The sequence below is a fragment of the Microbacterium sp. EB106-03-03-XG65 genome, assembly GCF_058791955.1.
Genome location: NZ_JBYTEB010000001.1, coordinates 910063 through 933376 on the forward strand (window position 1 = coordinate 910063; position 23314 = coordinate 933376).

Below are 23314 nucleotides of genomic sequence, written 5' to 3' on the forward strand. Positions count from 1 at the left end.
ACGGCCCGGCTCTCCCCAATCGGCGGAGGGCGCTGCGAACCCGTCTCGCTCGGCTGATGACGTCGCCTACCGTCAGTCCGTGCCGACGGTCATGCGGGTTCGCGGATACCGATTCTTCTTCTACAGCAACGAGGGATCGGAACCGCCGCACGTGCATGTCGAGCATTCCGGAATGACTGCCAAGTTCTGGCTTGCGCCCGTAAGATCGGCATCAAGATCGAGGTTCACCGACGATGAACTGCGCTCGCTCTCGCGCCTCGTCGAGAAGTACCGAGACCGATTCGAGGAGGTCTGGCATGAGTATTTCGGTCGATGACGCTGTCGCCGTCGCCGTCATGATCGACGATGACGCCCTGCACGTGCGAATCCGCGACGGGCGGACGATCAGTGCTCCTCTCGACGGATTCCCTCGTCTTGCGAGCGCAAGCGCTTCAGACCGCGCGGATTGGCGATTGATCGGCTCGGGCGAGGGTATCCACTGGAACCGGCTCGACGAGGACGTCTCGATCTCGGGGCTGCTGCGCAGAGACTGACCGCATTGCGCCGGGCGCCGTCGGTGTGCTGTCATCGGGCGATGACGATCGTGCTCACGAGGCCCACCGCCGAACTCTTCGACTCCTGGGCGGCCGCGGTCGCCGAGTTCGGCGAGGCGCATGTCGACGGGTCGGGTCTGCAGGCACCCGTCACCCCCGATCGTGCGACGCTGGATGCCCTGATCGAGAAGTCGACGATGCTCTCCGACACCACGATCACGCCGCCTGAGGGCGCGGTGCACAACGACCTCTACTGGATCGTCGATGAGGGCGAGGTCGTGGGGTTCCTCTCCTTCCGGCACGAGCTCGACGAATGGCTCCGCGAGGCGGGCGGGCACATCGGCTACTCGGTCCGCGCTTCCCGCCGCCGTCAGGGCTACGCCTCCGCGGCGCTGCGACTCGGACTGGAGCGGGCGCGCGAGATCGGGCTCGACCGTGTGCTGGTCACATGCGACGACGACAACGTCGGCTCCTCCCGCACGATCGAGGGCGCCGGCGGTGTGCTGCAGGACGTCAGAGACCAGTCGGAGCGCGGATACGCGATGCTCCGGCGCTACTGGATCACGCTCTAGCGCCGAGCGCGCGAACCGTGCTCGGAACACGGCGACACGCCGTCGCCGGTTAGGGTGGAGGGTCGACGACCGTCCCGGTGGCAGCATCCTGTCGCCCATCCGATCCGAGGAGCATCCGTCGTGATCCCACATCCCACTCCTGCGTCCGCGCGTCTGCGCGCGATCGGGCGCACCGTCGGGGCGATGGCGCTCACGGCGTTCATCGCGGCCGGTGCCCTGCTCGGCGGGGCTTCCGCTGCGACCGCGGCTGACGAGACCGAGACCTTCGTCATCGGCACAGACACGACGTTCGCGCCGTTCGAGTTCACGTCTCCCGAGGGCGACCTCGTCGGCATCGACATGGACCTGCTGCGCGCGATCGCCGAAGACCAGGGCTTCGAGGTCGAGATCCGCCAGCTCGGATTCGATGCGGCGCTGCAGGCTCTGCAGTCGAACCAGGTGGATGCCGTCATGGCCGGCATGTCGATCACCGACGAACGCCAGCAGATCTTCGACTTCAGCGACCCGTACTTCACCAGCGGCATCCAGTTGGGCGTGCTCGATGACAGCGACATCCAGTCGCTCGACGACCTCGACGGCAAGACGGTCGCGGTCAAGACCGGCACCCAGGGTCAGACCTTCGCCGAAGAGAATCAGGACGAGTTCGGCTTCCGCGTCACGCCGTACTCCGACACGACCGACATGGTCGATGCCGTGAAGGCGGGTCAGGCGGTCGGTTACTTCGAGGACTTCCCGGTGCTCGCCTACGGCATCCAGCAGGGGTCCGGCTTCCGCCTCGTCGGTGAGCCCGAGCTGGGCGGCGAGTACGGTTTCGCGGTCAACAAGGGACAGAACCCCGAGCTGATCGAGATGTTCAACGAGGGTCTCGCGAACCTCCAGGCATCCGGCGAGTACGACGAGATCGTCGACACCTACCTCGCCGGCGGCGAGGAGACCACGCAGGCCACCGACATCTTCTCGGTCGCCGTGAAGTACTGGCCGGCGCTCATGGAGGGACTCTGGCTCACCATCCTCGCCACGCTCGTCGCCCTCGTCGCGGCGTTCATCCTCGGCATCGTGTTCGGGTTCGGACGCATCTCGAAGTTCACGCCCTTCCGCTGGCTCGCGACGGCATACGTGTTCGTCTTCCGCGGCACGCCGATCCTGGTCCAGGCCTTCTTCGTGTTCTTCGCCATCCCGCAGCTGTTCCCGGAGCTGACGTTCAGCCCGTTCGTCGCCGGGGCCATCACGCTCTCGCTGAACACGGGTGCGTATATGACCGAGATCATCCGCGGCGGCATCCAGGCCGTCGACCCGGGCCAGAACGAAGCCTCGCGCTCGCTCGGGCTCGGCCACTGGAAGACCATGCAGAAGGTCGTGCTGCCGCAGGCGTTCCGCATCATGATCCCGTCGTTCGTGAACCAGGGCATCATCACGCTCAAGGACACCTCGCTCATCAGCGTGATCGGCCTCGCGGAGCTGACGTTCGTGTCGCGGCAGATCATCGCGTCGACGTATCTGTCGGCGCAGGTGCTGACGATCGTCGCCATCATCTACTTCGTCGTGATCACGCTGCTGACGCTGCTCGCGAACCGCCTGGAGAGGAAGTTCAACGCATGAGCAAGATCGAGGTCAAGGGCCTGCACAAGTCGTTCGCCGACAACCACGTGCTCAAGGGCATCGATCTCACCGTCGACGACGGCGAGGTCGTCGCGGTCATCGGTCCCTCGGGGTCTGGCAAGTCGACGCTGCTGCGGTGCCTCAACAAGCTCGAGGAGCCGACGTCGGGTCACGTGATCGTCGACGGCGTCGACCTGACCGACAAGAGCGTCAAGCTCGACGAGGTGCGCCAGCGCATCGGCATGGTGTTCCAGCACTTCAACCTGTTCCCGCACATGACCGTGCTCGAGAACATCACCCTGGCGCCGATCGAGCTCGGCAAGCTGTCGAAGGCCGAGGCGAAGCAGCGGGCACTCACGCTGCTCGACCGCGTGGGCCTCGCCGAGAAGGCCGACGCCAAGCCGGCATCCCTCTCGGGTGGTCAGAAGCAGCGCGTGGCGATCGCCCGCGCGCTCGCCATGGACCCCGAGATCATGCTGTTCGACGAGGCCACCAGCGCGCTCGACCCCGAGATGGTCGGAGAGGTGCTCCAGGTCATCCGCGACCTGGCGTCCGGCGGCATGACGATGGTGCTCGTGACGCACGAGATGGGCTTCGCCCGCGAGGTCTCGGGCCGCACCGTGTTCATGGACGGCGGAGTCGTCGTCGAGGAGGCACCGCCGGCCGAGCTGTTCGGCGCCCCGAAGAACGAGCGCCTGAAGGACTTCCTCTCGAAGGTGCTCTGACCGGCTCTCCCCGCTTCGAATAGCGCAAATGGTCCCGTTTCTGCCAGAAACGGGACCATTTGCGCTATTCGAACGGGCTACTCGGCGACGCGCGCCGCGATGTCGGTGCGGAAGTGCGAACCGTCGAGGCGGATGCGGGCGATGGCCTCGTACGCGCGGTCACGAGCGGTGCGGAAGTCGGATGCCACGGCGACGACGTTCAGCACGCGGCCCCCGGTCGCGATGAGCGAGCCGCCGGGTGCATCGGGGCTCGCGGTCGCGGCGTGCACGAGGCGAACGCCCTCAACGGCGGACGCATCGGCGAGGCCCTCGATCGGACGGCCCGTCTGCGGCGCTTCGGGGTAGCCCTCGCTCGCGAGGACGACCGTGATCGCGACGTCGTCGCTGAAGACGGGCTCGGGCTGGTCCTCGAGCGTGCCGGATGCCGCGGCGAGCAGCAGCTCCGAGAGCGGGGTCTGGAGGCGAGGCAGCACGATCTGCGTCTCGGGGTCGCCGAAACGGGCGTTGAACTCGATCACGCGCACGCCGGCGGGCGTGAGGATGAGACCCGCGTACAGCAGGCCGATGAACGGGGTGCCCTCGTCGTCGAGCCGGCGGATCACCGGCAGAGCGACGTCGCGGGTGACTTCCTCGACGAAGGCCTGCTCGCTGCCGAACTGCTCGGCGAGCCAGGGGAGCGGCGAGTACGCGCCCATGCCGCCGGTGTTGGGGCCCTCGTCGCCGTCGAGCGCGCGCTTGAAGTCCTGCGCAGGGCTGAGCGCGCGCACGGTGTCGCCGTCGCTGAGGAAGAAGAGCGAGACCTCGGGTCCCGACAGGAATTCCTCGATCAGCACGGGGCCGGACGGCAGGTAGTGCTCGGCGTGAGTGAGCGCGTCAGCGCGGTCGGACGTGACGATGACGCCCTTGCCCGCTGCCAGTCCGTCGGCCTTGACCACATACGGGGCGCCCAGCTCGTCGAACGCGGCCTCGACCTCGGAGGTGGTGGTGGCGCGCACCGCGCGACCGGTGGGCACGCCCGCGGCATCCATGATGCGCTTCGCGAACGACTTGGAGCCCTCGAGCTGGGCGGCCGCCTTGCCAGGACCGAAGACGGGGATGCCGTGGGCCCGAAGAACATCGGCCACTCCGGCGACCAGGGGGGCCTCGGGGCCGACGACGACCAGGTCGACGGCATGTTCGTTGGCGAACGAGGTCACCGCGGCGCCGTCGAGCATGTCGAGGGTGACGGGGGTCGCATCCTGGGCGATGCCGGCGTTGCCGGGGGCGACGAAGATCTCGTGCTCCGCGGTCTCTGCTCGCAGAGCGAGGATGATCGCGTGCTCACGGGCACCGGAACCGAGGACGAGAATCTTCACTCATCCAGACTACCGACGCCGGTCGGAACGGATGCGACGCGTTTCGTCTCCGTCGACTTCGTCGTCGTCGCTCAACGACCGGGTGGGCGGCGCCTCGGTCGGCAGATCAGAGCGCGATGGGCCGCTCGACCGACGGATCCCAGGGCAGGGTCCAGCCGGCGGCGTCGAACAGTGCATCGAGCACCATCGCGGTGAAACCCCACACGATCGTGCCGTCGATGTCGAACGCAGGACCCTTCCACGTGCGGCCCATGCGGTGGATCGTCGAGGTGTGCCGGTTCGCAGGATCAAGCAGCTGCGCCACCGGCACGCGGAAGACGTCGACCGTCTCGGCGTGATCGACCGCTGCGACGCGCGACGGTGATCGCCACCAGCCCAGCACAGGGGTGACCACGTGGTTGCTCGCGGCGAGGGGAAGCTCGGGCAGAGTGGCGAGGATCTCGACGCCGGCTGGATCGAGGCCCGTCTCCTCCTCGGCTTCGCGGAGGGCGGTGGCGATCGCATCCGCATCCGTGTCCTCGGCCCGGCCCCCGGGGAACGACACCTGGCCGGGGTGCGACGACAGCGTGGCCGCGCGGCGCTGCAGCAGCACGTCGAGGTCGGCGGCCACGGTCGCGGCGTCGGTCTGCGCCGGGATGCTGTCGAGCCGCCCGAACAGCACGAGCACGGATGCCGGATGCGCAGCGCCGTCGACCGGCGGGAACGGTCTCGCCCAGCCCCCGCTGCGGGTCGCCGCGGCGATCAGCTCGGCGCGCGCTCCGTGCAGGGTGTCGGGATTCTCGCTCATCGACCCGAGCCTATGCCCGCGGCGCGCCCCCCCGGGGCGGGCGTACCCTGGGCTGCATGCCATCTCGCAAGATCGACATCGTCGACGGTCGCGCCGCGCTCGCCGCGGTGCGGGCCGCCGAGACCGCCGGTGAGAAGCCGCAGCGCACCGCGCTCGCGACCACCGTGCGCTACCTGCTGCAGCTGCTCGACGAGAAGGCGCCGGGCAACAGCGTCGAGGTGCGCGTGCCGCCCTTCGGCGCCGTGCAGGTGATCCAGGGGCCGCGCCACACACGCGGCACTCCTCCCAATGTCGTCGAGATGGATGCCGCCACCTGGATCGCCGTCGCGACGGGGACGGAGCGCTGGGCCGATGCCGCAGCATCCGGTCGGGTCCAGGCCTCGGGCACGCGGGCGGATCTCGCAGACGTGCTGCCGCTGCGTCCCTGATCGGGTGCTGCCGCAGATCCGCATGCGGCACACATGCAACGGTGGGACAATGGATGCATGTCCTCCCACGATTCCTCCGAGACGGTCGAGGCGACCGTACGACGCGTACCGCGATTCGGCGTGTTCATGGGCATCGGCGTCGTCCTCGGCGTCATCGCCGCGGGCATCCTCACGATGATCGGCAGCTACGAGCCGTCGGATGCGGTGAACGTCGTCTACCCTCCCGGCCAGGTGTTCGGATTCCTGCTGCTGTGGACGGTTCCGATCGGTGTCGCGCTCGCCAGCATCGTGGCGCTGATCCTCGAGCGCACCGCGCGTCGCCACGATCACGTCGTACGCGTCGAGCACGAGACCATCATCGCGAACGACTGACGTCCCCGTCCGATCGCCGCCGCGTCACGCCAGTTCGGCGATGATCGGCCTGATCGCCGCGTCGAACGACACCACATCGCGTCGCAGCCCGTCTGTCACGGCCACCGTCAGCGCGCCGACCCACCAGATCCCGCGCTGCGAGAACGGCAGCACCTGCACGTTCAGCTCGAAGGAGTGCGCCCGGCGGCCGACGTCGCGTTCGAACTCCGCGATCGCGCTGGCGTACGCGCGATAGGACTCTCCGCCGATGGTGCCGCCGCCCGAGCGGGTCGCGATCGAGCTGCGGATGGACGACACGTACCGGTCGTGTGCGACCCGGGCGAAGTGCAGGGCCGATGCCGCATGGGGCGCGATCGCCTCTGCCAGCTGCTCCGCCCCCGTCGCCGGCAATGCCACCAGCGTGTCGAAGCCGTCGACCAGTTCGAGCGGAACGCCGGAGGGATGTGCGCGCGGCTCGATCGTCATGTCCCAGTAGTCGCGCCACTGCTTCTCGAGCTCAGGCGTCACGTCGACGGCATCCGGCGCTCTGACGGGCAGATCGCGCAGGCTCGGCAGGTCGTCGGGGGCCCGGATGCCGAGGGATTGCCGCAGTGCGAGCGCGACGAGCACCGGAACGCTCGCGTCTTCGCGTATCAACCACTGCGGCTTGTCGGCCATGGCCCCATCGTAGGAGATGCGGGGAGGGGAGAGGAGGCCTCGGCGGGCGGTAGGCTGGAGAGGTGGCTGCCTCCCCCACCAATCCCTATTCCGAAGCCGGCGTCGATACCGCTGCAGGCGATCTCGCCGTCGAGCTGATGAAGTCCTCTGTGCGCGCGACGCACGGCCCTGAAGTGCTGGGCGGTGTCGGCGGGTTCGCCGGGCTGTTCGATGCGAGTGCGCTGCGCGACTTCCGTCGCCCGCTGCTCGCGACCAGCACCGACGGCGTCGGTACGAAGGTCGCCATCGCGCAGGCCATCGACAAGCACGACACGATCGGTCAGGACCTCGTCGGCATGGTCGTCGACGACATCGTGGTGGTCGGCGCGAAGCCGCTCTTCATGACGGACTACATCGCGTGCGGCAAGGTCTTCCCGCAGCGCATCGCCGACATCGTGCGCGGCATCGCCGAGGCGTGCTCCGCGACCGGCACCGCGCTGGTCGGTGGCGAGACGGCCGAGCATCCGGGTCTTCTCGGTCCGCGCGACTACGACGTGGCGGGAGCTGCGACCGGTGTCGTCGAGGCCGACGGCATCCTCGGTGCCGACCGCGTGCGCGACGGCGACGTCGTGCTCGGCATCGAGTCGAGTGGCCTGCACTCGAACGGCTACTCGCTCGTTCGTCACATCGTGACGAACGCGGGAATCGCCTACGCAGACAACGCCGCCGACTTCGGCGCGACCTGGGGCGAGGCGCTGCTCGAGCCCACGCGCCTGTACACGCTTCCGCTCCTGCGTCTGATCGAGCAGCTCGGCGGCTCGACAGGCACGGGCGGAGTGCACTCGCTCAGCCATGTCACCGGCGGCGGCATCGCGGCGAACCTCGCGCGCGTGCTCCCGCAGGGCAGCTGGGCCGAGGTCGATCGCAGCACGTGGTCGCCGAGCCCGGTCTTCCGCGTGCTCAGCGACATCGCGGGATCCACGCTCGAATCCGCCGAAGGCACCTGGAATCTCGGCATCGGGTTCCTCGCGGTCGTCGCGGCCGACAAGAAGGATGCGGCGATCGCGGCGCTCGCCGCCGAAGGAATGCCCGCATGGCAGGTCGCGACGGTGGGCTTCGGCGCACGTCCGGCAGGAGAGTTCGAACAGGGCGCCAAGGGCGTCGATGGTGGAGCAGTGCGCCTGGTCGGCGCCTACGCGGACGGAGCGAAGTAAGAGCCCATGTGCGGCATCGTCGGAATGGTGGGCTCTGCCCCGGTCAATCAGGACATCTACGACGCTCTCCTGCTGCTGCAGCACCGCGGCCAGGATGCGACAGGCATCGCCACCGCCGAGGCGAACGGCGTGATGCACAACGCCAAGGCGCAGGGCATGGTGCGCGAGGCGTTCCGCACGCGTGACATGCGCGGGCTCCTCGGCAACGTCGGCCTCGGTCATGTGCGCTACGCGACCAAGGGCACCGCGTCGAACGAAGAGGAGATGCAGCCGTTCTACGTGAACGCGCCGTACGGCATCATCCTCATCCACAACGGCAACCTGACGAACACGCGTGAGCTCACGGCCGACATGGCCAAGCGCGACCGCCGTCACCTCAACTCCTCGAGCGACACCGAGCTGCTGCTGAACGTGCTCGCCGGTGAGCTGCAGAACACCACGTCGACGGTCGACCTCGATGCCGAGCGCATCTTCGAGGCCGTCGCCCGCACGCATGAGCGCATCGAGGGCGCCTACGCCGTGATCGCCGTGATCGCGGGATACGGCCTCCTCGCGTTCCGCGACCCCTTCGGCATCCGCCCGCTGATCCTCGGACGCAGGCCCTCGACCGTCGCCGGTTCCGAAGGCCGCGACGAGTGGGTCGTGGCGAGCGAGTCGCTGGTGCTCGAGAACGCCGACTACGAGGTCGTGCGCGAGGTCGAACCGGGCGAGGCGATCTTCATCACGAACGAGGGCGAGCTGCACAGTCGGCAGTGCGCCACCGAGGCTGTGCTCGCGCCGTGCGCGTTCGAGTACGTGTATCTCGCGCGTCCCGACTCCGTCATGAACGGCGTCTCGGTCTACGAGTCGCGCCTGCGCATGGGTGACAAGCTGGCCGACACCATCGCCAAGCACGTGCCGATGGACAAGATCGACGTCGTGATGCCGATCCCCGACTCCGCGCGCCCTGCGGCCATGGAGGTCGCCCGCAAGCTGGGCATCGAGTACCGCGAGGGCTTCTACAAGAACCGCTACGTGGGCCGCACCTTCATCATGCCGGGCCAGGCCGTGCGCAAGAAGAGCGTGCGTCAGAAGCTCAACGCCATGTCGACCGAGTTCCAGGGCAAGAACGTGCTGCTGATCGACGACTCGATCGTGCGCGGCACGACCTCGAAGCAGATCATCCAGATGGCCCGTGACGCGGGTGCGACGTCGGTGACGTTCGCCTCTGCGGCGCCGCCCGTGCGGCATCCGCATGTCTACGGCATCAACATGCCGTCGCGTCACGAGCTGATCGCGCACGGCCGCACGATCCCCGAGATCGCGCAGGAGCTGGGCTGCGATCACCTGGTCTACCAGGAGGTCGATGACCTCAAGGCCGCGATCATCGAGGGCTCCGTGCTCAGCGATCTCGACATGAGCTGCTTCGACGGTCGCTATGTCACCGGAACCGTGTCCGACGAGTACCTCGCGTGGGTGGAGGGGTCGCAGACATCGTGACCTCGGGTGCGCAACCGCTCTGGCGGGGGCGTGCTCTCGCCCTGATCGGCATCGTGCTGGTCGCCTTCTCGCTGCGGTCTGCGGTGGCGTCGCTGTCTCCGGTGATCGATCACGTCGCCGAGGACTTCCCCGTCTCGTCGGTCGTGGTCGGCCTGATCGGCGCGGCACCGCCCGTGTGCTTCGCGGTGTTCGGCCTGCTCACGCCGCTGTTCGAGCGTCGGTTCGGGCTCGAGCGCGTCGCGGTGGTGGCGATCGGCCTGATCGCGGCAGGCCTGCTGCTGCGCAGCTTCGCCGGCGACTCGACCTCGCTGCTCGCTGCGACCGCAGTGGTCTTCGCGGGTGTCGGATCGGGCAACGTGCTGCTGCCGCCGCTGGTCAAGAAGTACTTCCCCGATCGCCTCGGGTTGATGATGACCGTCTACTCCACCACCATGGCGGTGTCGACGTTCGTGCCACCGCTGGTCGCTGTGCCCATCGCCGACACTGCGGGGTGGAGAGTCTCGTTGGGTCTGTGGGGAGTCTTCGCCGCGATCGCACTGGTGCCGTGGGTCGCGATGCTGCTGACCAGCAGAGCGGATGCCTCGGCGAGGCCTGCGCGCGTCGAGCCGGCCCCCACGCCCGACGTCGACACCCATGACGCCGCGTCCGTGGCGACGGGACCGATCTCGACGAGTGGTCCGAACCCCCGAGTGTTCGGGCGCCTCTGGCGACTCCCGCTGGCCTGGTCGATCGCTCTCGTGTTCGGCGCCTCGTCGACCGTGGCGTATGTGTCGTTCTCGTGGCTGCCGACCATCATGATCGACGTGGGCGGGGTCTCCCCGGCGAACGCCGGGCTGCTGCTGTCGCTGTTCGGCCTGATGGGGCTGCCGTGCTCGCTGCTCGTGCCGATCCTGATCGTGCGCTTCCAGGCGACCCGCCCGGTGTTCTTCATCGCGATCGCCTGCGGTCTCGCCGGTCTCGCCGGATTCCTCTTCCTGCCGACCGTGGCGATGCCCCTGTGGGTGGTGCTGTTCGGCCTCTCTCCGGCGCTGTTCCCGCTCGCGCTGGTGCTGCTCAGCATCCGTGCCCGCACGCCCGAGAGCGCCGTCGCACTCAGTGGATTCGTGCAGAGCGTCGGCTACGCGGTCGCCGCGGCCTTCCCCCTGCTGATCGGCCTGATCCACGACCTCACCGACAGCTGGCAGATCCCGCTGTGGGTGCTCGTCGGCGTGCTGGTCGCGGTGATCCCCGCGGGCTGGGTCGCCGGTCGCCGCCGCACGATCGAAGAGGACTGGGAGCGCCGGCACGGTCGCTGGTGATCCGGGCCCGCACACCGGGGTCGAGACCCGTGCGCCGCGGCGTCACACGCCGGTGTGCACCTCGTCGCCGATGCTGATGGTGCCGCCTGCCCAGGAGTCCTGCTCGCCTGCACTGCGCCCGGGCAGCAGGAGCCGTCCGAGAGTGGGCTCGGCCTGACCGAGAGCGCCCGTGAGCGTGGTCAGCACCTTGGCGTCGCGAACGCCGGTGTCGGGGTTCGCGTGCGTCGCGAGGCAGCGCACGATCGGTCCTGCCACCTCGAACGCCACCCGTCCGACGGTCACCTCGCCGCTCCACTCGAGTTCGGACCAGGCTCCGGCATCGTCGATGACGATGTTCGAGCGGAACCGACGGTCGTCGATGCCGAGGCCGAGCGCGTCACCGAGAGCGCTCACGCTCGCGCTGCTGTGCACCGACACGTAGCCGCGCGCGCGATCCTGGAACCGCGGGGTCGTGCCGTCGCCGACCACGACCAGAGGGAGTCGGCCGGGCCGACGCAGGCGGCGTCCCTCCGGCGTGGCGAGAACGAAGTCGGCCACGGCATCCGCCAGCGCGGTACGACCCGCGTCGTCGAGACCCGCTTCGACGATGGTCGACCCGTCGAGGTCGATGCGCACGATACGAGACTCATCGTCATAGGTGGTCTTCAGAGTGGCGAGGGCGGGGAAGTCCTGCAGAGAGAGGCCCTTCGCCTTCGGCCAGTGGTCGAGCCCGTCGTCGACCTCGGGCGCGACGGCGTCGGCGAAGCGGAAGGCGAGCACGCGGTCGCCGGCGATGCGACCATCCGGCTGCACCGTGATCGAGTCGACGGACTCGGGGGTGAGTCCTTTGACGGGGTGACGGTACAGAGAGACGACGCGAGCCATGGGAACAGTCTCTCAGCGGCGGTGCCGAGCTCCGTGCTCACGCACGCGGCGCGAAGCGAAGTTCTGGTATTCCAGACACGACGAATCCCCCGAGCGGCGCGCGGGGGATTCGACGACGAGCGAAATGGCGGTCAGGCCTTTTCGAGTTCGTCCTCGTCTTCGTCGGCATACTCGTCTGCCCACTTGTCGACGTATGCGTCTTCCGAGTCGCTCGGGTGCGCGAGTTCGCGCTCGAGCGCCGAGTAGTTCACCGACGGACTGAATGACTTCAGTTCGCGGGCGATCTTGGTGTGTTTCGCCTTTTGACGGCCACGGCCCATGCCTGAGACCCCCTCACGATTTAAGCTGCGGGCAGCTGACGGCCCGATGCATTCACGACACCGGCTCAGGGCCGGTAAGAGTAGCATTCAGAATAGCACGCGGCCAGGCAGCCACGGCCGATGCCGAGCCGGTGAAGGGAGCGATCATCATGACCGACAACACCTCCACGCACTCTGACGAGGCGGCGCAGAACGCCACGTTGCAGAAAGCCGTGATCGTCGGGATGCAGCCGGGGCAGTCCGCGCACGTCATCCACGAGGCGGCGCGTTTCGCTCGACTGTTGCGGGTGCCGCTCGTGGTCGCTCATGTCGATGTCACGCGCTTCGTGACCTACGAGGATCCCGACGGGTATGTGCACTCGGCGCCCATCGATCTCAACCTCGAGGCGGGCGCGGCCGAGTTCGAGACCGTGCAGGCAGAAGCCGCGGCGGCGCTCGACGGCACGGGCATCACCTGGACGGCTCGTCAACTCGTGGGTGACCCTGCTCTCGCGATCAAGCAGCTCGCGAACAAGGTCGACGCTCAGCTGATCGTCGTGGGAACCCGCAAGCGAGGCATCGGCGAGTCGATCCGCGAGTTCTTCACCGGGTCTGTCGCTGCGCGCCTCGCGCATCGCCAGCACCGCTCGGTGCTCGTCGTGCCTCTCGGCGAGTCCGTGCCCGACAGCGAACCCGAGATCTGGACCGAGTAGGGCGCACCTCCCCATCCGGTCGTTGAGCGAGGACGGCGGAGCCCCCGCCCTCCCCATCCGGTCGTTGAGCGAGGACGGCGAAGCCCCCGCCCTCCCCATCCGGTCGTTGAGCGAGGACGGCGGAGCCCCCGCCCTCCCCATCCGGTCGTTGAGCGAGGACGGCGAAGCCCCCGCCCTCCCCATCCGGTCGTTGAGCGAGGACGGCGGGGCCGACCGAGACGAAACGCGCCGAATCGACGCGGAGCGCTGTCCGCGGGATTCGGCGCGTTTCGTCTCGGTGCTTCGCTCCTCGCTCAACGACCGGGGCAGGTGCTTCGCTCCTCGCTCAACGACCGGGGAAGTCAGCGCTTGAGAGACGCCAGTGCCGTGGTGATGCCGCGAGCCGCGGCATCCAGTCCGTCTTCCAGTTCTGAGACGACGGATGCGGGAAGCGTGCCGCCCTGGGCGACGTGAGTGCGCAGGTCGGTGCGCACGCGTGCGCGGAAGGCGTTGATGATGGCATCCGCCCTGTGCATCTCCTCGCGACTGACGATGCGTTCGTCGTCTCCCGCGCTGCGCGGGCGCGACTTGGATGCCGCCCGATCGTCTTTCTCGGCGGTGGCGAGATCGGCCCGCAGGCTCTTCATTGCCTCCTTGACGCTCTGGCGCACTTCGTTGGCGATCAGCCGCACAGAGTCGGTGAGTCCCGCCTCGATGCCGGCCAGGTCGCCTTCGCGTGATGCGAGCTCGGCGCGTCCGGCATCCGTGATCGCGTAGATCGTGGTGCGGCCGTCGACGGTCTTGGTGACCAGACCCTCATCTTCGAGCTTCGCGAGACGGGGATAGATGGTGCCCGCACTCGGCGTGTAGGTTCCGCCCGTTCGATCGGTCAGGGCCTGGATGATGCCGTAGCCGTGCTGGGGCGATTCGGCGAGCAGCGACAGCAGGTAGAGCCTGAGATCGCCATGCGAGAAGACTGCGGGGCTCATGCTTCCTCCCACTCCGCATCATTCGTGATCGACTCGGGTGTGCGGCGCAGCACGGTCACGCCGCCCGAGACGGAGTTGGCGCGCAGGTCGACGAAACGTCCCGCGAGCTCGCCCGACGAGCCGGTGTAGTTGTTGATGCCTGACGATCCTCGCTCGATGCCGTCGATGAGCAGGCGACCGCTGAGCGAGCGGATCACGTAGTTCGCCGCGAGCGACTCGTCGAGACGCACCGTGGTTCCGCCTGACACCGAGTTGATGTTGATCGTGTTCACGTCGCCCGCGGCGTCGACGAGCGTCGAACCCGAGACGATGTCGACCGTGGCCTTGCGCACCGTTCCGGTGACGGCCACGTCTCCTGAGACGCTGTTCGCCGTGATCGACCCCGTGAGGCCGCGCACCTGCACGTCACCCGACACGGAGTTGACCGACAGATCGCCGATCAGCGTATCGACGATGATGTCGCCCGAGACGGTGTTGAGGCGAGCGTCATTGCGGATGCCCGAGATCAGAGCGCCGGCGCTGACGACGCCGAGGTTGAGGGCGATGGAGCGGGGAACCGCGACGCTGACCTCTGCCTTGGGGCCGCCGGAGCCGAAGTTGCGGAACACCTCGAGGAAGTTGTCCCAGCCGAGCTGGGGGTGGTCGATCTCGACCTCGCCGTCGTGCGCCTCGATGCGGAGGTCTTTCGTGGTGACGCCGTGCACCTCGATGCGGATGCCGGGTTCGTCGTGCGCGATGACATCGACCTGGCCGCCGACCAGACCGATCTTCAGGCGGGTGACGTTCTCGATGTCGATGACGCGTTCTTCGCCCGGGGCGATGAGCCACTTCTCGGTCATGTCTGCTTCTCCTGGGTTGAGGGAACACGATATATCGTGTTCGACGAGAATAACACGATATATCTCGATCTTGTCAAGGGCCGCGTGCGAAGCTCTTGACCTCGACGTAGCGTCAACTTCTACCGTGGAGTCATCGAAGAAGGATTCACGGAAGGAGGAGCCATGACCGGTCGTGATTGGTCGATCCAGGAGATCGCCCGACTCGCGGGCACCACCAGCAGAACGCTGCGTCACTACGACGACGTCGGTCTGCTGCCGCCCTCGCGCATCGCGCACAACGGTTATCGCCACTACGACGAGGCTGCGCTCGTGCGTCTGCAGCGCATCCTGCTGCTGCGCGAGCTCGGACTCGGTCTGCCGCAGATCGCCGAGGTGCTCAACCCGACGACTGCGCGACAGAGCGAGGCATCCGCTCTCGAGACCCACCTCGCGCTGCTGCGTGAGGAGCAGAAACGGCTGGCGCGGCAGATCGCGTCGGTCGAGAACACCATCAACGCATTGAGAGGAGGTGAAGAACTCATGGCAGAGAACATGTTCGACGGTTTCGACCACACCCAGTACAAAGAGGAGGTCGAAGAACGCTGGGGGCGCAAGGCCTACGCCGACAGCGACCGCTGGTGGCGCGGGATGACCGACGCCGAACGAGCCGACTGGCAACAGCGTGTGTCCGACCTCGGTCGCGACTGGATCGCCGCCGCGGAGAGCGGCATCGCCCCGGCATCCGCCGAGGCTCAGGACGTCGCCCGTCGCCACGTCGACTGGCTCACCGGCATCCCTGGGACACCCGCTGCCGCGCCCGGCGGCGATGTCAAGGCATACGTCATCGGACTCGGCGAGATGTACGTGGCAGACCCGCGCTTCGGCGCGAACTACGCGACATCGGCCGGCGGCACGCAGGGCGCGGAGTTCGTCCGCGACGCGCTCCGCATCTACGCGGAGGGCAAACTGTAGCCCCCCACCGGCTTTGAAGTCGCGCACTTTGCAGAAAACCCGGGTCGAAAACTGCAAAGTGCGCGATTCGAAAGCCGGGGGGGTGTTGCACAGAACCGGACGCCGGATCAAGGCCGGGATCGGATGCCGGGGGTGGGCGTAGGGTCATGGCATGGGCCCTCGACGCAGACGTACGGATGCTGCGCCGCTGTTCGCGGCGGCGGCCGTCGCCTACACCGCGAACGTCGCCCTCGGCTCGGCGGTCGCCGTCAAGCTCATCGACACGAGCAGCTTCCGCTGGCTGCACCACGCGATCTACATCGCCACGTGCGTGACCTCCGCCGCCGCGTTCTCGGCGGTCCTCTGGGGTCGGCCGCGCCACGCGAGCCGCCGCGCGGCCCTGGCGCTCGCGCCGGCTGCCGCCCCGCTTGCCGCCATCCCGTATCTCGGCACGCACAGCCGACGGCATCCGCTCATCGCGCTCGCCGCGGCGCCCTTCATCGTCGCGGGCCTCGTGTGCTCGCGCCTCGCCACCGACCGGAAGTGAACGCATGGAACTGCTCGACGCCATCCGCCGCCGCAAGACCACGAACGGATCGTTCCTGCCCGATCCGGTGTCGGAGGAGCATCAGCGCATCCTGCTCGAAGCCGCAGGCCGTGCGCCCTCGCAGTTGAACAGTCAGCCGTGGCGGTTCGTGGTCATCGAGAACCGCGACACGATCGACAAGATCGCGCGCATCTCGGGCGACAGCATGACCGAGGCGATGTCGAACGGCACCTTCTTCGAGCGCTACAAGCCGTACTTCCGCTTCAGCCAGGCCGAGATGGAGGAGAAGCGCAGCGGGATGCTGTTCGACAAGCTCCCCGCAGCGCTCCGCCCGTTCACCAGTCAGGTGTTCACCAAGCGCGGCCAGAAGCTGATGAACACGTTCGGGGTGCCGAAGACACTGGGTGAGGAGAACCACAAGCTCGTCGCCGGATCGCCGCTGCTGCTGGGGGTGATGCTCGATCGCAGCGAGTACCGACCGGGTCAGCTGTCGTCGTTCTACTCGGTGTTCAGCATGGGCGCGGCGATGGAGAACGTCTGGCTGACCACGGTCGAGCTCGGCATGGGCATCCAGTTCATCTCGTTCCCGATGGAGGTTCCGGGTCAGTGGGACGAGATCGTGAAGCTGCTGCGCGTGCCCGACGACCTCGAGCTCATGGCCGTCTACCGTCTCGGCTACCTGCCGCCGGAGCAGCGGCGCCCCGCGATCGACTGGTCGAGCCATCAGCGCAAGCTCGCATCGCAGTACGTCTTCCGCGAGAACTGCGATGAGCCCCAGCAGGGGTGGGATTCGCCGCCGCCCGGTGCGGAAGCGCCGGCGTCGAACTGAACCTCAGCCCTCGCTCGTTCGGGGCAGCGGCTTCAGGTCCTGCAGCGCCGGGCCTTCGATCCGCGTGCCCTCGGCGGTGAAGCGCGAGGCGTGCAGCGGGCAGTCCCACGTGCACTCGGCGTCGTTCCAGTCGAGCACGCCGCCCAGGTGCGGGCACACGGCCGAGACGGCGCGGGTCACACCGTCGACCGTCGAGATGCCCACGGGGCGGCCACCGCGGTTCGCGACGACACCCTCGCCCTCGGCCGGCTTCGGCACAGGCACGGGTCGGCGTTCGGCGTCGACCCATCCGGTCGTCGCTGCCGCAGCCACCTTCGCACCCTCGACCGCTCCTCGGGCGAGGTCGGCGGGAACCGTGAGTCTCGTGCCGATCTTGACCATCCAGCCGGGTCGATCGTGCCAGTTCGCCCCGAGGATCTCGGTGGTGAGCCGCAGCGCGGCGGCCGGTGCGTTCGACAGCCCCCACTTCGCATAGCCCGTCGCGAAGCGGATGCTGCCGAGCCCCCGCGGCATCGCACCCACGAACGGGATCTGGTTGTGCGACTCGTAGTCCTGCGCCGACCACCGGTGCGTCTCCTCGGCGTCGGGAAAGTGCGACCTCGTCCACTCGACGAGGTCGTCGACCGCGGCGGCCTCGCTGTCGGAGCGACCGACCGGGTGTCCGTTGCCGCCGACGATGAGCTGGGCGGTCTCGCCGGGCCCGTCCGCGGCGGACACGGGGCGGATCGATCGTGAGGGACTGTCGACCGACATGAACGTGCTGTCGGGGATGTCGGCGGAGGTGCGGAACGAGACGCAGTACGAGCGGAACGCCCGCATCTTGGTGAAGTAGAGGCCGCGGTCGAGGATCGGGTACCCGGTGGCGATCACGATGTGCTCGGCGAACATCGGGCCGACCGGCGTCTCGACGCGCGGCTCGGGGAGCGCGTGTGTCGCGGTCACGCGGACGCCGGTGTGCAGTGTCCCGCCGCCGGCGAGCAGCTCACCCGCAAGCGCCTCGGCGACGAGCATCGGATCGATCGTGACCTGGTCGTCGAGAGCGACGGCACCGGCGGCGGGGAAGGCGGTCGACCCGAGCTCGCCCTGCGTCAGCATCCTGGTCGCGAGTCCCGCCTCGCGTGCCGCCGAGTGGATCTCCTGCAGGGTCTCGAGGCCGTCCGATCCCTGGGCGTAGGAGTGGTCGGTGCGGCATTCGTACGGGACTCCGGCATGGTCGGCGAAGCCGACGAGCCAGTCCATGCCTGCGCGGTTGCCGTCGACATAGGCCTGCGTCAGAGAGGCGGAATGGTGCGCGCGGATCTCGGCGAGGCGCTGACCCTGCAGCAGCGTGAGCTTGCCGGTGTTGCCTCCCGATGCGAGCTCCCCGACCGCGCCCGCTTCGATCACGGCCACATCGAGACCAGCGCGCGTGAGCATGACCGCGGTGCTGAGGCCGGTGAGGCCCGCTCCGACGATGATCACGTCATGTCGTGCGCCGGGGTCGAACGGTGTGCCGGTGGGCGGGGTCCGGTCGAGCTTCCACAGTGGCTTCATGCTGACAGTCTCGACCCAGGGTGGATCCGAGCGCACCCGGTTGACAAGCGGGCGGATGCGGCGGAAGGGCGCGACTAGAGTTGCCGCGTGACCCCTCGACGCCTGCTCCTCGTCTTCATCGGCGGCAGCATCGGCACGGCGGCGCGGCTGGCGGTCGGCCTCTGGATTCCGGATGCCGGTGGCTTTCCCGCAGCGACCCTCGCGGTCAATGTCGTGGGCTCCCTGCTGATCGGCGTGTTGGCCGCGCGTGTGGCCCCGACCGCAGGACTGCGGTTGTTCCTCGGCACCGGGGTGCTCGGGGGATTCACGACGTACAGTGCGTTCGCGACAGGGGCCATCTCGCTGTCGACGGATGCTCCGATCCTGGCGTTCATCTATGCCGCGGGCAGCCTGGTGCTCGGCCTCGCGGCGGCGGCGCTCGGGCTGCGCGTCGGCCGCCCACGTTCGACGAATCCCCACGAGAGAGTCGACTCGTGAGCCCGCTGCTGTTCGTCGGAGCCGCGCTCGCCGGGGGAGCGGGGGCGATGCTGCGCTACCTCGTCGACCTCGGTGTCGCGAAGATCGTGGATGGACGCTTTCCCTGGGGCATCATGCTCGTGAACCTCAGCGGGTCGTTCGCGCTCGGCCTCGTGACCGCGGCGCTGCCCGATCAGGCGTTCCTCGTGGGGGCCGGGCTGCTGGGCGGGTACACCACCTTCAGCACGGCCATGCTCGACACGGTCGCGCTGTGGGGCGACGGCGAACGCCGAGCATCCGTGTTCAACGCCGCCGGGATGCTGCTGATGGGACTCGTCGCGGCGGGTCTCGGTCTCGAAGTCGGCTCAGGCATCTGACGGCCGAGCAGGCGAGCGCCCCCGGCCAATCTCCAGCTTTCGCATGCAGAATGTACAAACGTACATGTACGCACGTACAAGAGAGCGTGAGGGGATGCGATGAGCGAGGGCACACGCCGCCGTCGGGATCCTGAAGCGCGCCGTCTCGAGATCGTGACGGCCGCCGCCGAGCTGATCGTCGAGATCGGCGTCGACGCGCTCACCCACCGCAAGGTCGCCGCGCGTGCCGGGGTGCCGCTCGGTGCCACCACGCAGTATTTCGCGACACTCGACGACCTGCGCGAAGCTGCCATCGGCGCGCTCGCCGCAGAGATCGAATCGCGCATCGACGAGACCAGGCGCGCGGTGGTCGTCGAGGGTGTCACGCCCGAGGGGCTCGCGCGACTTGTGCATCAGGGACTCACGAATGCCCGGGCGATCCAGGCCGACCGGGCCGTCGTCACGGCCGCCGTGCATGACCCTCGCGTACGACAGTTCGCCAAGCTCTGGTCCGACGAGATCGTGGGGTTCATCGCCCCGGTACACGGGGTGGACCGCGCCAGGGCCGCCGCCGTCTTCATCGACGGCGTACTGTGGCATGCACAGATCCACGACGAGCCGCTCGACGAAGAGCTCATCCGCGACGCCCTCGCCGGGATTCTCCTCCCTCGGCAGGCGTCGTCCTCAGCATCCACCGCCGCAGCATCCTCCTGATCCCACCGAGAGAGAATCCGCCCGTGTCGAACCTCGCCGTCCTGAGTCTGAAGAACCGCGCACTGATCGCGTTGATTACGATCGTCGCCGCCGTGTTCGGCGGGCTCGCTCTGACGAACCTCAAGCAGGAGCTCATCCCGTCGCTCGAGCTGCCGAACCTGATGGTCATGACGACGTATCCCGGCGCCTCGCCCGAGGTCGTCGAGAACGACGTGTCGACGCCCATCGAGTCGGCGATCCAGGGGGTTCCGGGTCTCGAGGGCACGACCGCCACGAGCACCACGAACGCCTCGATCGTGCAGGCGACGTTCGCCTACGGCACCAACCTCGCGACGGCCGAGCAGAAGATCCAGCAGGCCATCAACCGCATCTCCGCTCAGCTGCCCGAAGACCTGAGCCCGCAGGTGCTCGCGGTGTCGATCGATGACTTCCCCGTGATCCAGGTCGCGGTGACGGGATTCGACGACGCCGAGAACGCACAGGCCGAGCTGACGAACGTCGCGATCCCCGAACTCGAAGACGTCGATGGCGTCAACGCCGCGCAGCTCATCGGAGGCGTCGGCCAGCGCATCACGATCACGCCCGACGTCGCGGCGCTCGCCGCGCAGGGGCAGTCCTCGCAGGCGATCAGCACCGCACTGCAGCAGAACGGCACGCTGTTCCCGGGCGGGGAGATCACCGAGAACGGTCAGACCCTCACGGTGCAGACCGGAGCCAAGATCACGTCCGTCGACGAGATCGCAGCGCTGCCGCTCGTCGGCACGACGGCGACCGTCGGAGATGTGGCGACGGTGGTGCAGGAGACCGATCCTGTCTCCTCGATCTCGCGCGTCGACGGCAAGGACGCCCTCTCGATCTCGATCACCAAGCTGCCCGCCGCCAACACCGTCGAGGTCTCGCAGGGCGTCATCGCCGCGCTCGACACGATCGGCGAGGCGTTCCCCGACGCCGAGTTCACGATCATCTTCGACCAGGCGCCGTTCATCCAGCAGTCGATCGAGACTCTCGCGACCGAGGGGCTGCTCGGGCTCGTCTTCGCCGTGATCATCATCCTCGTCTTCCTGCTGTCGATCCGCTCGACGCTCGTGACGGCGATCTCGATCCCGACCAGCGTGCTGATCACCTTCATCGGTCTGCAGGCGTTCGGGTATTCGCTCAACATCCTCACCCTCGGTGCGCTCACGATCGCGATCGGTCGTGTGGTCGACGACTCGATCGTCGTGATCGAGAACATCAAACGCCACTACGTGGGAGACGCAGACAAGGGTGACGCGATCCGTCTCGCCGTGCGCGAGGTGGCGATGGCGGTGACCTCGTCGACCATCACCACGGTCGCGGTCTTCCTGCCCATCGTGTTCGTGGGGGACATGGTCGGCGAGCTGTTCCGACCGTTCGCCATGACCGTCTCGATCGCGATGGTGGCTTCGCTGCTCGTGTCGCTGACGATCGTGCCGGTGCTCGCCTACTGGTTCCTGCGCCCGGGCAAGCCGCTGCTCGACGAGAACGGCGTGCAGATCGATCCGGAGGACCCGGCTGCGCCGCCGACGGCGCTGCAGCGCGCTTACCGGCCGATTCTCGGGTGGACGCTCAAGCACTCCGGTCTCACCGTGATCCTCGCGGTCGTCGTGCTCGGTGCCACGCTCGCCGCCGCGCCGCTGATGAAGGTGAACTTCCTCAGCGACTCGGGGCAGAACACCATGACCGTGACTCAAGATCTGGGCCCGACAGCGAGCCTCGAGACCAAGTCGGAGGCGGCTGTCGCCGTCGAAGACGCTCTGATGCAGATCGACGGCGTCACCACCGTGCAGGCATCGATCGGGTCGAGCGGTTCCGCTCTGCGCGACGCGTTCTCGGGCGGCGCCGGAATCACCTACTCGGTGCTCACCGATGCCGACGCCGATCAGGAAGAGCTGAGGGCAGCGGTGCAGGATGCCGTCGCAGACCTCACCGACGTCGGAGAGGTGTCGGTCGCATCGGCGGCCGGATTCGGATCGAGCGACATCGAGATCTCGGTCTCCGCCTCGAACGCCGAGGACCTGCAGACCGCGACGACCGCGGTGGTCGACGAGCTCGACGGACGTGACGGAATCGGACAGATCACCGACAACCTGGCAGCGGCTCTGCCGTACCTGGCCGTGGTCGTCGACCGGGACGCCGCTGCACAGCGAGGTCTCTCGGAGGTCGCCGTCGGATCGATCGTGTCGAACACGATGCGTCCGCAGCAGGTCGGAACGGTCGAGATCGACGACACGTCACTCACGATCTACCTCGCCTCGGCTGAGCCGCCGACGACCGCACAGGCACTGCGCGAGCTGACGATCCCCACGCCGCTCGGCGTGGTGCAGCTGCAGGAGATCGCGACCGTCGAGGAGCGCAACGGCCCCACCTCGATCACGACCGAGCAGGGGCGCCGCACCGCCACGATCACCGTGCCCCCGGCATCCGACAACCTCGCCGTCGCGACCCAGTCGGTCACCGCGGCGCTCGACGCGGTCGATCTGCCCGACGGCGCCTCTGCCGAGGTCGGAGGTGTGGCGACGCAGCAGGCGGACTCGTTCTCGCAGCTGGGCCTGGCGATGCTCGCGGCGATCCTGATCGTCTACGTCGTGATGGTGGCGACCTTCAAGTCGCTGCGCCAGCCGCTGCTGCTGCTCGTCTCGGTGCCGTTCGCGGCGACCGGAGCGATCCTGCTGCAGATCATCACCGGAGTGCCGCTCGGTGTGGCCTCGCTCATCGGCGTTCTGATGCTCATCGGCATCGTGGTGACCAACGCGATCGTGCTCATCGACCTCGTCAACCAGTATCGGGAGAAGGGGCTGTCGACGCTCGACGCCGTGAAGGCGGGTGGGGAGAAGCGACTGCGTCCGATCCTCATGACGGCACTCGCGACGATCTTCGCGCTGACTCCGATGGCGCTCGGCATCACCGGCCACGGCGGGTTCATCTCGCAGCCGCTCGCGATCGTCGTGATCGGCGGACTCATCTCGTCGACCGTGCTGACCCTGATCGTGCTGCCCACGCTCTACAACCTGGTCGAGGGCGCGAAGGAGCGTCGTCGCGCTCGCAAGGCGGGCTCCGGCGACGACGGGTCCGCGCCGGTCGAGGGCGTTGAGCCGTCCGACGGGCCCGCGCCGGCCGGTGACCTGGCGCTGGCCGGTGCGGGTGTGGCCGGTGCCGGTGTGGCCGGATCGGATTCGGGCGCCGGGCTGCCGCACGCGAACCAGCTGACCCGACGCGAGCTGCGCGAGCGCGGCGACTAGCTGCGAGC

General features: G+C 68.2%; 26 protein-coding genes. 18 read left to right on the plus strand and 8 right to left on the minus strand.

The window, feature by feature from the left end; all coding sequences use genetic code 11:
* Positions 1–91: 91 nt before the first annotated feature.
* The 5 genes from AC3WS6_RS04375 (at position 92) to AC3WS6_RS04395 (ending at position 3429) form a co-directional block, all read left to right on the plus strand.
* The gene (locus tag AC3WS6_RS04375; RefSeq protein ID WP_492501444.1) at positions 92–316 is read left to right on the plus strand and encodes a DUF4160 domain-containing protein; all 225 of its coding nucleotides are present in this window, start codon (positions 92–94) and stop codon (positions 314–316) included.
* On the plus strand, positions 297–533 hold the full coding sequence (locus AC3WS6_RS04380) for a DUF2442 domain-containing protein (RefSeq protein ID WP_492499848.1): 237 nt from the start codon (positions 297–299) through the stop codon (positions 531–533). The genes AC3WS6_RS04375 and AC3WS6_RS04380 overlap by 20 nt, the downstream gene beginning before the upstream one ends.
* A 41-nt stretch (positions 534–574) precedes the next feature.
* A complete protein-coding gene (locus tag AC3WS6_RS04385) occupies positions 575–1105 on the plus strand; it encodes a GNAT family N-acetyltransferase (protein WP_492499849.1) in 531 nt (176 codons plus the stop codon).
* A 183-nt stretch (positions 1106–1288) separates the two neighbouring features.
* A complete protein-coding gene (locus AC3WS6_RS04390) occupies positions 1289–2704 on the plus strand; it encodes an amino acid ABC transporter substrate-binding protein/permease (RefSeq protein WP_492501445.1) in 1416 nt (471 codons plus the stop codon).
* A complete protein-coding gene (locus AC3WS6_RS04395; protein WP_492499850.1) occupies positions 2701–3429 on the plus strand; it encodes an amino acid ABC transporter ATP-binding protein in 729 nt (242 codons plus the stop codon). The genes AC3WS6_RS04390 and AC3WS6_RS04395 overlap by 4 nt, the downstream gene beginning before the upstream one ends.
* A 77-nt stretch (positions 3430–3506) precedes the next feature.
* Here AC3WS6_RS04395 and purD read toward each other — a convergent pair whose 3' ends face one another.
* Positions 3507–4784: a phosphoribosylamine--glycine ligase gene (purD, locus tag AC3WS6_RS04400; RefSeq protein WP_492499851.1), complete on the minus strand. Its 1278-nt coding sequence runs from the start codon at positions 4782–4784 to the stop codon at positions 3507–3509.
* Positions 4785–4890: 106 nt separating this feature from the next.
* A complete protein-coding gene (locus AC3WS6_RS04405) occupies positions 4891–5571 on the minus strand; it encodes an NUDIX hydrolase (RefSeq protein WP_492499852.1) in 681 nt (226 codons plus the stop codon).
* A 56-nt stretch (positions 5572–5627) separates the two neighbouring features.
* Here AC3WS6_RS04405 and AC3WS6_RS04410 point away from each other — a divergent pair, with 56 nt between their 5' ends.
* Positions 5628–5999, plus strand: a complete 372-nt coding sequence (locus AC3WS6_RS04410; RefSeq protein WP_492499853.1) for a sterol carrier family protein — start codon at positions 5628–5630, stop codon at positions 5997–5999.
* A 57-nt stretch (positions 6000–6056) separates the two neighbouring features.
* A complete protein-coding gene (locus AC3WS6_RS04415; protein ID WP_492499854.1) occupies positions 6057–6371 on the plus strand; it encodes a potassium transporter Trk in 315 nt (104 codons plus the stop codon).
* A gap of 24 nt (positions 6372–6395) precedes the next feature.
* Here AC3WS6_RS04415 and AC3WS6_RS04420 read toward each other — a convergent pair whose 3' ends face one another.
* The gene (locus AC3WS6_RS04420) at positions 6396–7028 is read right to left on the minus strand and encodes a zinc-binding alcohol dehydrogenase (RefSeq protein WP_492499855.1); all 633 of its coding nucleotides are present in this window, start codon (positions 7026–7028) and stop codon (positions 6396–6398) included.
* A 62-nt stretch (positions 7029–7090) separates the two neighbouring features.
* On the opposite strand from AC3WS6_RS04420, the gene purM reads away from it, so the two are divergent.
* Genes purM through AC3WS6_RS04435 form a run of 3 tightly spaced genes read left to right on the plus strand, consistent with a single transcriptional unit; the run spans position 7091 to position 10998 of the window.
* Complete coding sequence (purM, locus tag AC3WS6_RS04425; protein WP_492499856.1) at positions 7091–8221, plus strand: phosphoribosylformylglycinamidine cyclo-ligase; 1131 nt, start codon at positions 7091–7093, stop codon at positions 8219–8221.
* Positions 8222–8227: 6 nt separating this feature from the next.
* Positions 8228–9700: an amidophosphoribosyltransferase gene (purF, locus tag AC3WS6_RS04430; protein WP_492499857.1), complete on the plus strand. Its 1473-nt coding sequence runs from the start codon at positions 8228–8230 to the stop codon at positions 9698–9700.
* Positions 9673–10998: a CynX/NimT family MFS transporter gene (locus AC3WS6_RS04435; RefSeq protein ID WP_492499858.1), complete on the plus strand. Its 1326-nt coding sequence runs from the start codon at positions 9673–9675 to the stop codon at positions 10996–10998. The genes purF and AC3WS6_RS04435 overlap by 28 nt, the downstream gene beginning before the upstream one ends.
* A 42-nt stretch (positions 10999–11040) precedes the next feature.
* Here AC3WS6_RS04435 and AC3WS6_RS04440 read toward each other — a convergent pair whose 3' ends face one another.
* Both AC3WS6_RS04440 and AC3WS6_RS04445 read right to left on the minus strand, forming a co-directional pair.
* Positions 11041–11862, minus strand: coding sequence for an MOSC domain-containing protein (locus AC3WS6_RS04440; RefSeq protein WP_492499859.1), 822 nt, complete (start codon positions 11860–11862; stop codon positions 11041–11043).
* A 131-nt stretch (positions 11863–11993) separates the two neighbouring features.
* A complete protein-coding gene (locus AC3WS6_RS04445) occupies positions 11994–12182 on the minus strand; it encodes a DUF3073 domain-containing protein (protein ID WP_045254362.1) in 189 nt (62 codons plus the stop codon).
* A gap of 149 nt (positions 12183–12331) precedes the next feature.
* Here AC3WS6_RS04445 and AC3WS6_RS04450 point away from each other — a divergent pair, with 149 nt between their 5' ends.
* Positions 12332–12874, plus strand: coding sequence for a universal stress protein (locus AC3WS6_RS04450; protein WP_492499860.1), 543 nt, complete (start codon positions 12332–12334; stop codon positions 12872–12874).
* Between the two features lie 341 nt (positions 12875–13215).
* On the opposite strand, the gene AC3WS6_RS04455 is transcribed toward AC3WS6_RS04450, so the two are convergent.
* Entirely contained in the window at positions 13216–13842 is a 627-nt protein-coding gene (locus tag AC3WS6_RS04455; protein ID WP_492499861.1) for a PadR family transcriptional regulator, read from the minus strand.
* Positions 13839–14681: a DUF4097 family beta strand repeat-containing protein gene (locus tag AC3WS6_RS04460; RefSeq protein WP_492499862.1), complete on the minus strand. Its 843-nt coding sequence runs from the start codon at positions 14679–14681 to the stop codon at positions 13839–13841. The genes AC3WS6_RS04455 and AC3WS6_RS04460 overlap by 4 nt, the downstream gene beginning before the upstream one ends.
* Before the next feature lie 162 nt (positions 14682–14843).
* Here AC3WS6_RS04460 and AC3WS6_RS04465 point away from each other — a divergent pair, with 162 nt between their 5' ends.
* The 3 genes from AC3WS6_RS04465 (at position 14844) to AC3WS6_RS04475 (ending at position 16987) form a co-directional block, all read left to right on the plus strand.
* Positions 14844–15632: a MerR family transcriptional regulator gene (locus AC3WS6_RS04465; RefSeq protein WP_492499863.1), complete on the plus strand. Its 789-nt coding sequence runs from the start codon at positions 14844–14846 to the stop codon at positions 15630–15632.
* Positions 15633–15783: 151 nt separating this feature from the next.
* Positions 15784–16158 carry a hypothetical protein gene (locus AC3WS6_RS04470; protein WP_492499864.1) on the plus strand — a complete coding sequence of 125 codons (375 nt, stop codon included), beginning with the start codon at positions 15784–15786 and terminating at the stop codon, positions 16156–16158.
* 4 nt (positions 16159–16162) lie between these two features.
* Positions 16163–16987: a nitroreductase family protein gene (locus tag AC3WS6_RS04475; RefSeq protein ID WP_492499865.1), complete on the plus strand. Its 825-nt coding sequence runs from the start codon at positions 16163–16165 to the stop codon at positions 16985–16987.
* Positions 16988–16990: 3 nt separating this feature from the next.
* Here AC3WS6_RS04475 and AC3WS6_RS04480 read toward each other — a convergent pair whose 3' ends face one another.
* Positions 16991–18520: an FAD-dependent oxidoreductase gene (locus AC3WS6_RS04480; protein WP_492499866.1), complete on the minus strand. Its 1530-nt coding sequence runs from the start codon at positions 18518–18520 to the stop codon at positions 16991–16993.
* Positions 18521–18607: 87 nt separating this feature from the next.
* On the opposite strand from AC3WS6_RS04480, the gene AC3WS6_RS04485 reads away from it, so the two are divergent.
* From AC3WS6_RS04485 to AC3WS6_RS04500, 4 genes are all read left to right on the plus strand, one after another.
* On the plus strand, positions 18608–18997 hold the full coding sequence (locus tag AC3WS6_RS04485) for a fluoride efflux transporter FluC (protein WP_492499867.1): 390 nt from the start codon (positions 18608–18610) through the stop codon (positions 18995–18997).
* On the plus strand, positions 18994–19353 hold the full coding sequence (locus AC3WS6_RS04490) for a fluoride efflux transporter FluC (RefSeq protein ID WP_492499868.1): 360 nt from the start codon (positions 18994–18996) through the stop codon (positions 19351–19353). Before AC3WS6_RS04485 ends, AC3WS6_RS04490 begins: the two co-directional genes overlap by 4 nt.
* A gap of 99 nt (positions 19354–19452) precedes the next feature.
* Positions 19453–20046: a TetR/AcrR family transcriptional regulator gene (locus tag AC3WS6_RS04495; protein ID WP_492499869.1), complete on the plus strand. Its 594-nt coding sequence runs from the start codon at positions 19453–19455 to the stop codon at positions 20044–20046.
* Positions 20047–20069: 23 nt separating this feature from the next.
* On the plus strand, positions 20070–23306 hold the full coding sequence (locus AC3WS6_RS04500; RefSeq protein ID WP_492499870.1) for an efflux RND transporter permease subunit: 3237 nt from the start codon (positions 20070–20072) through the stop codon (positions 23304–23306).
* The last annotated feature ends 8 nt before the right edge of the window (positions 23307–23314 follow it).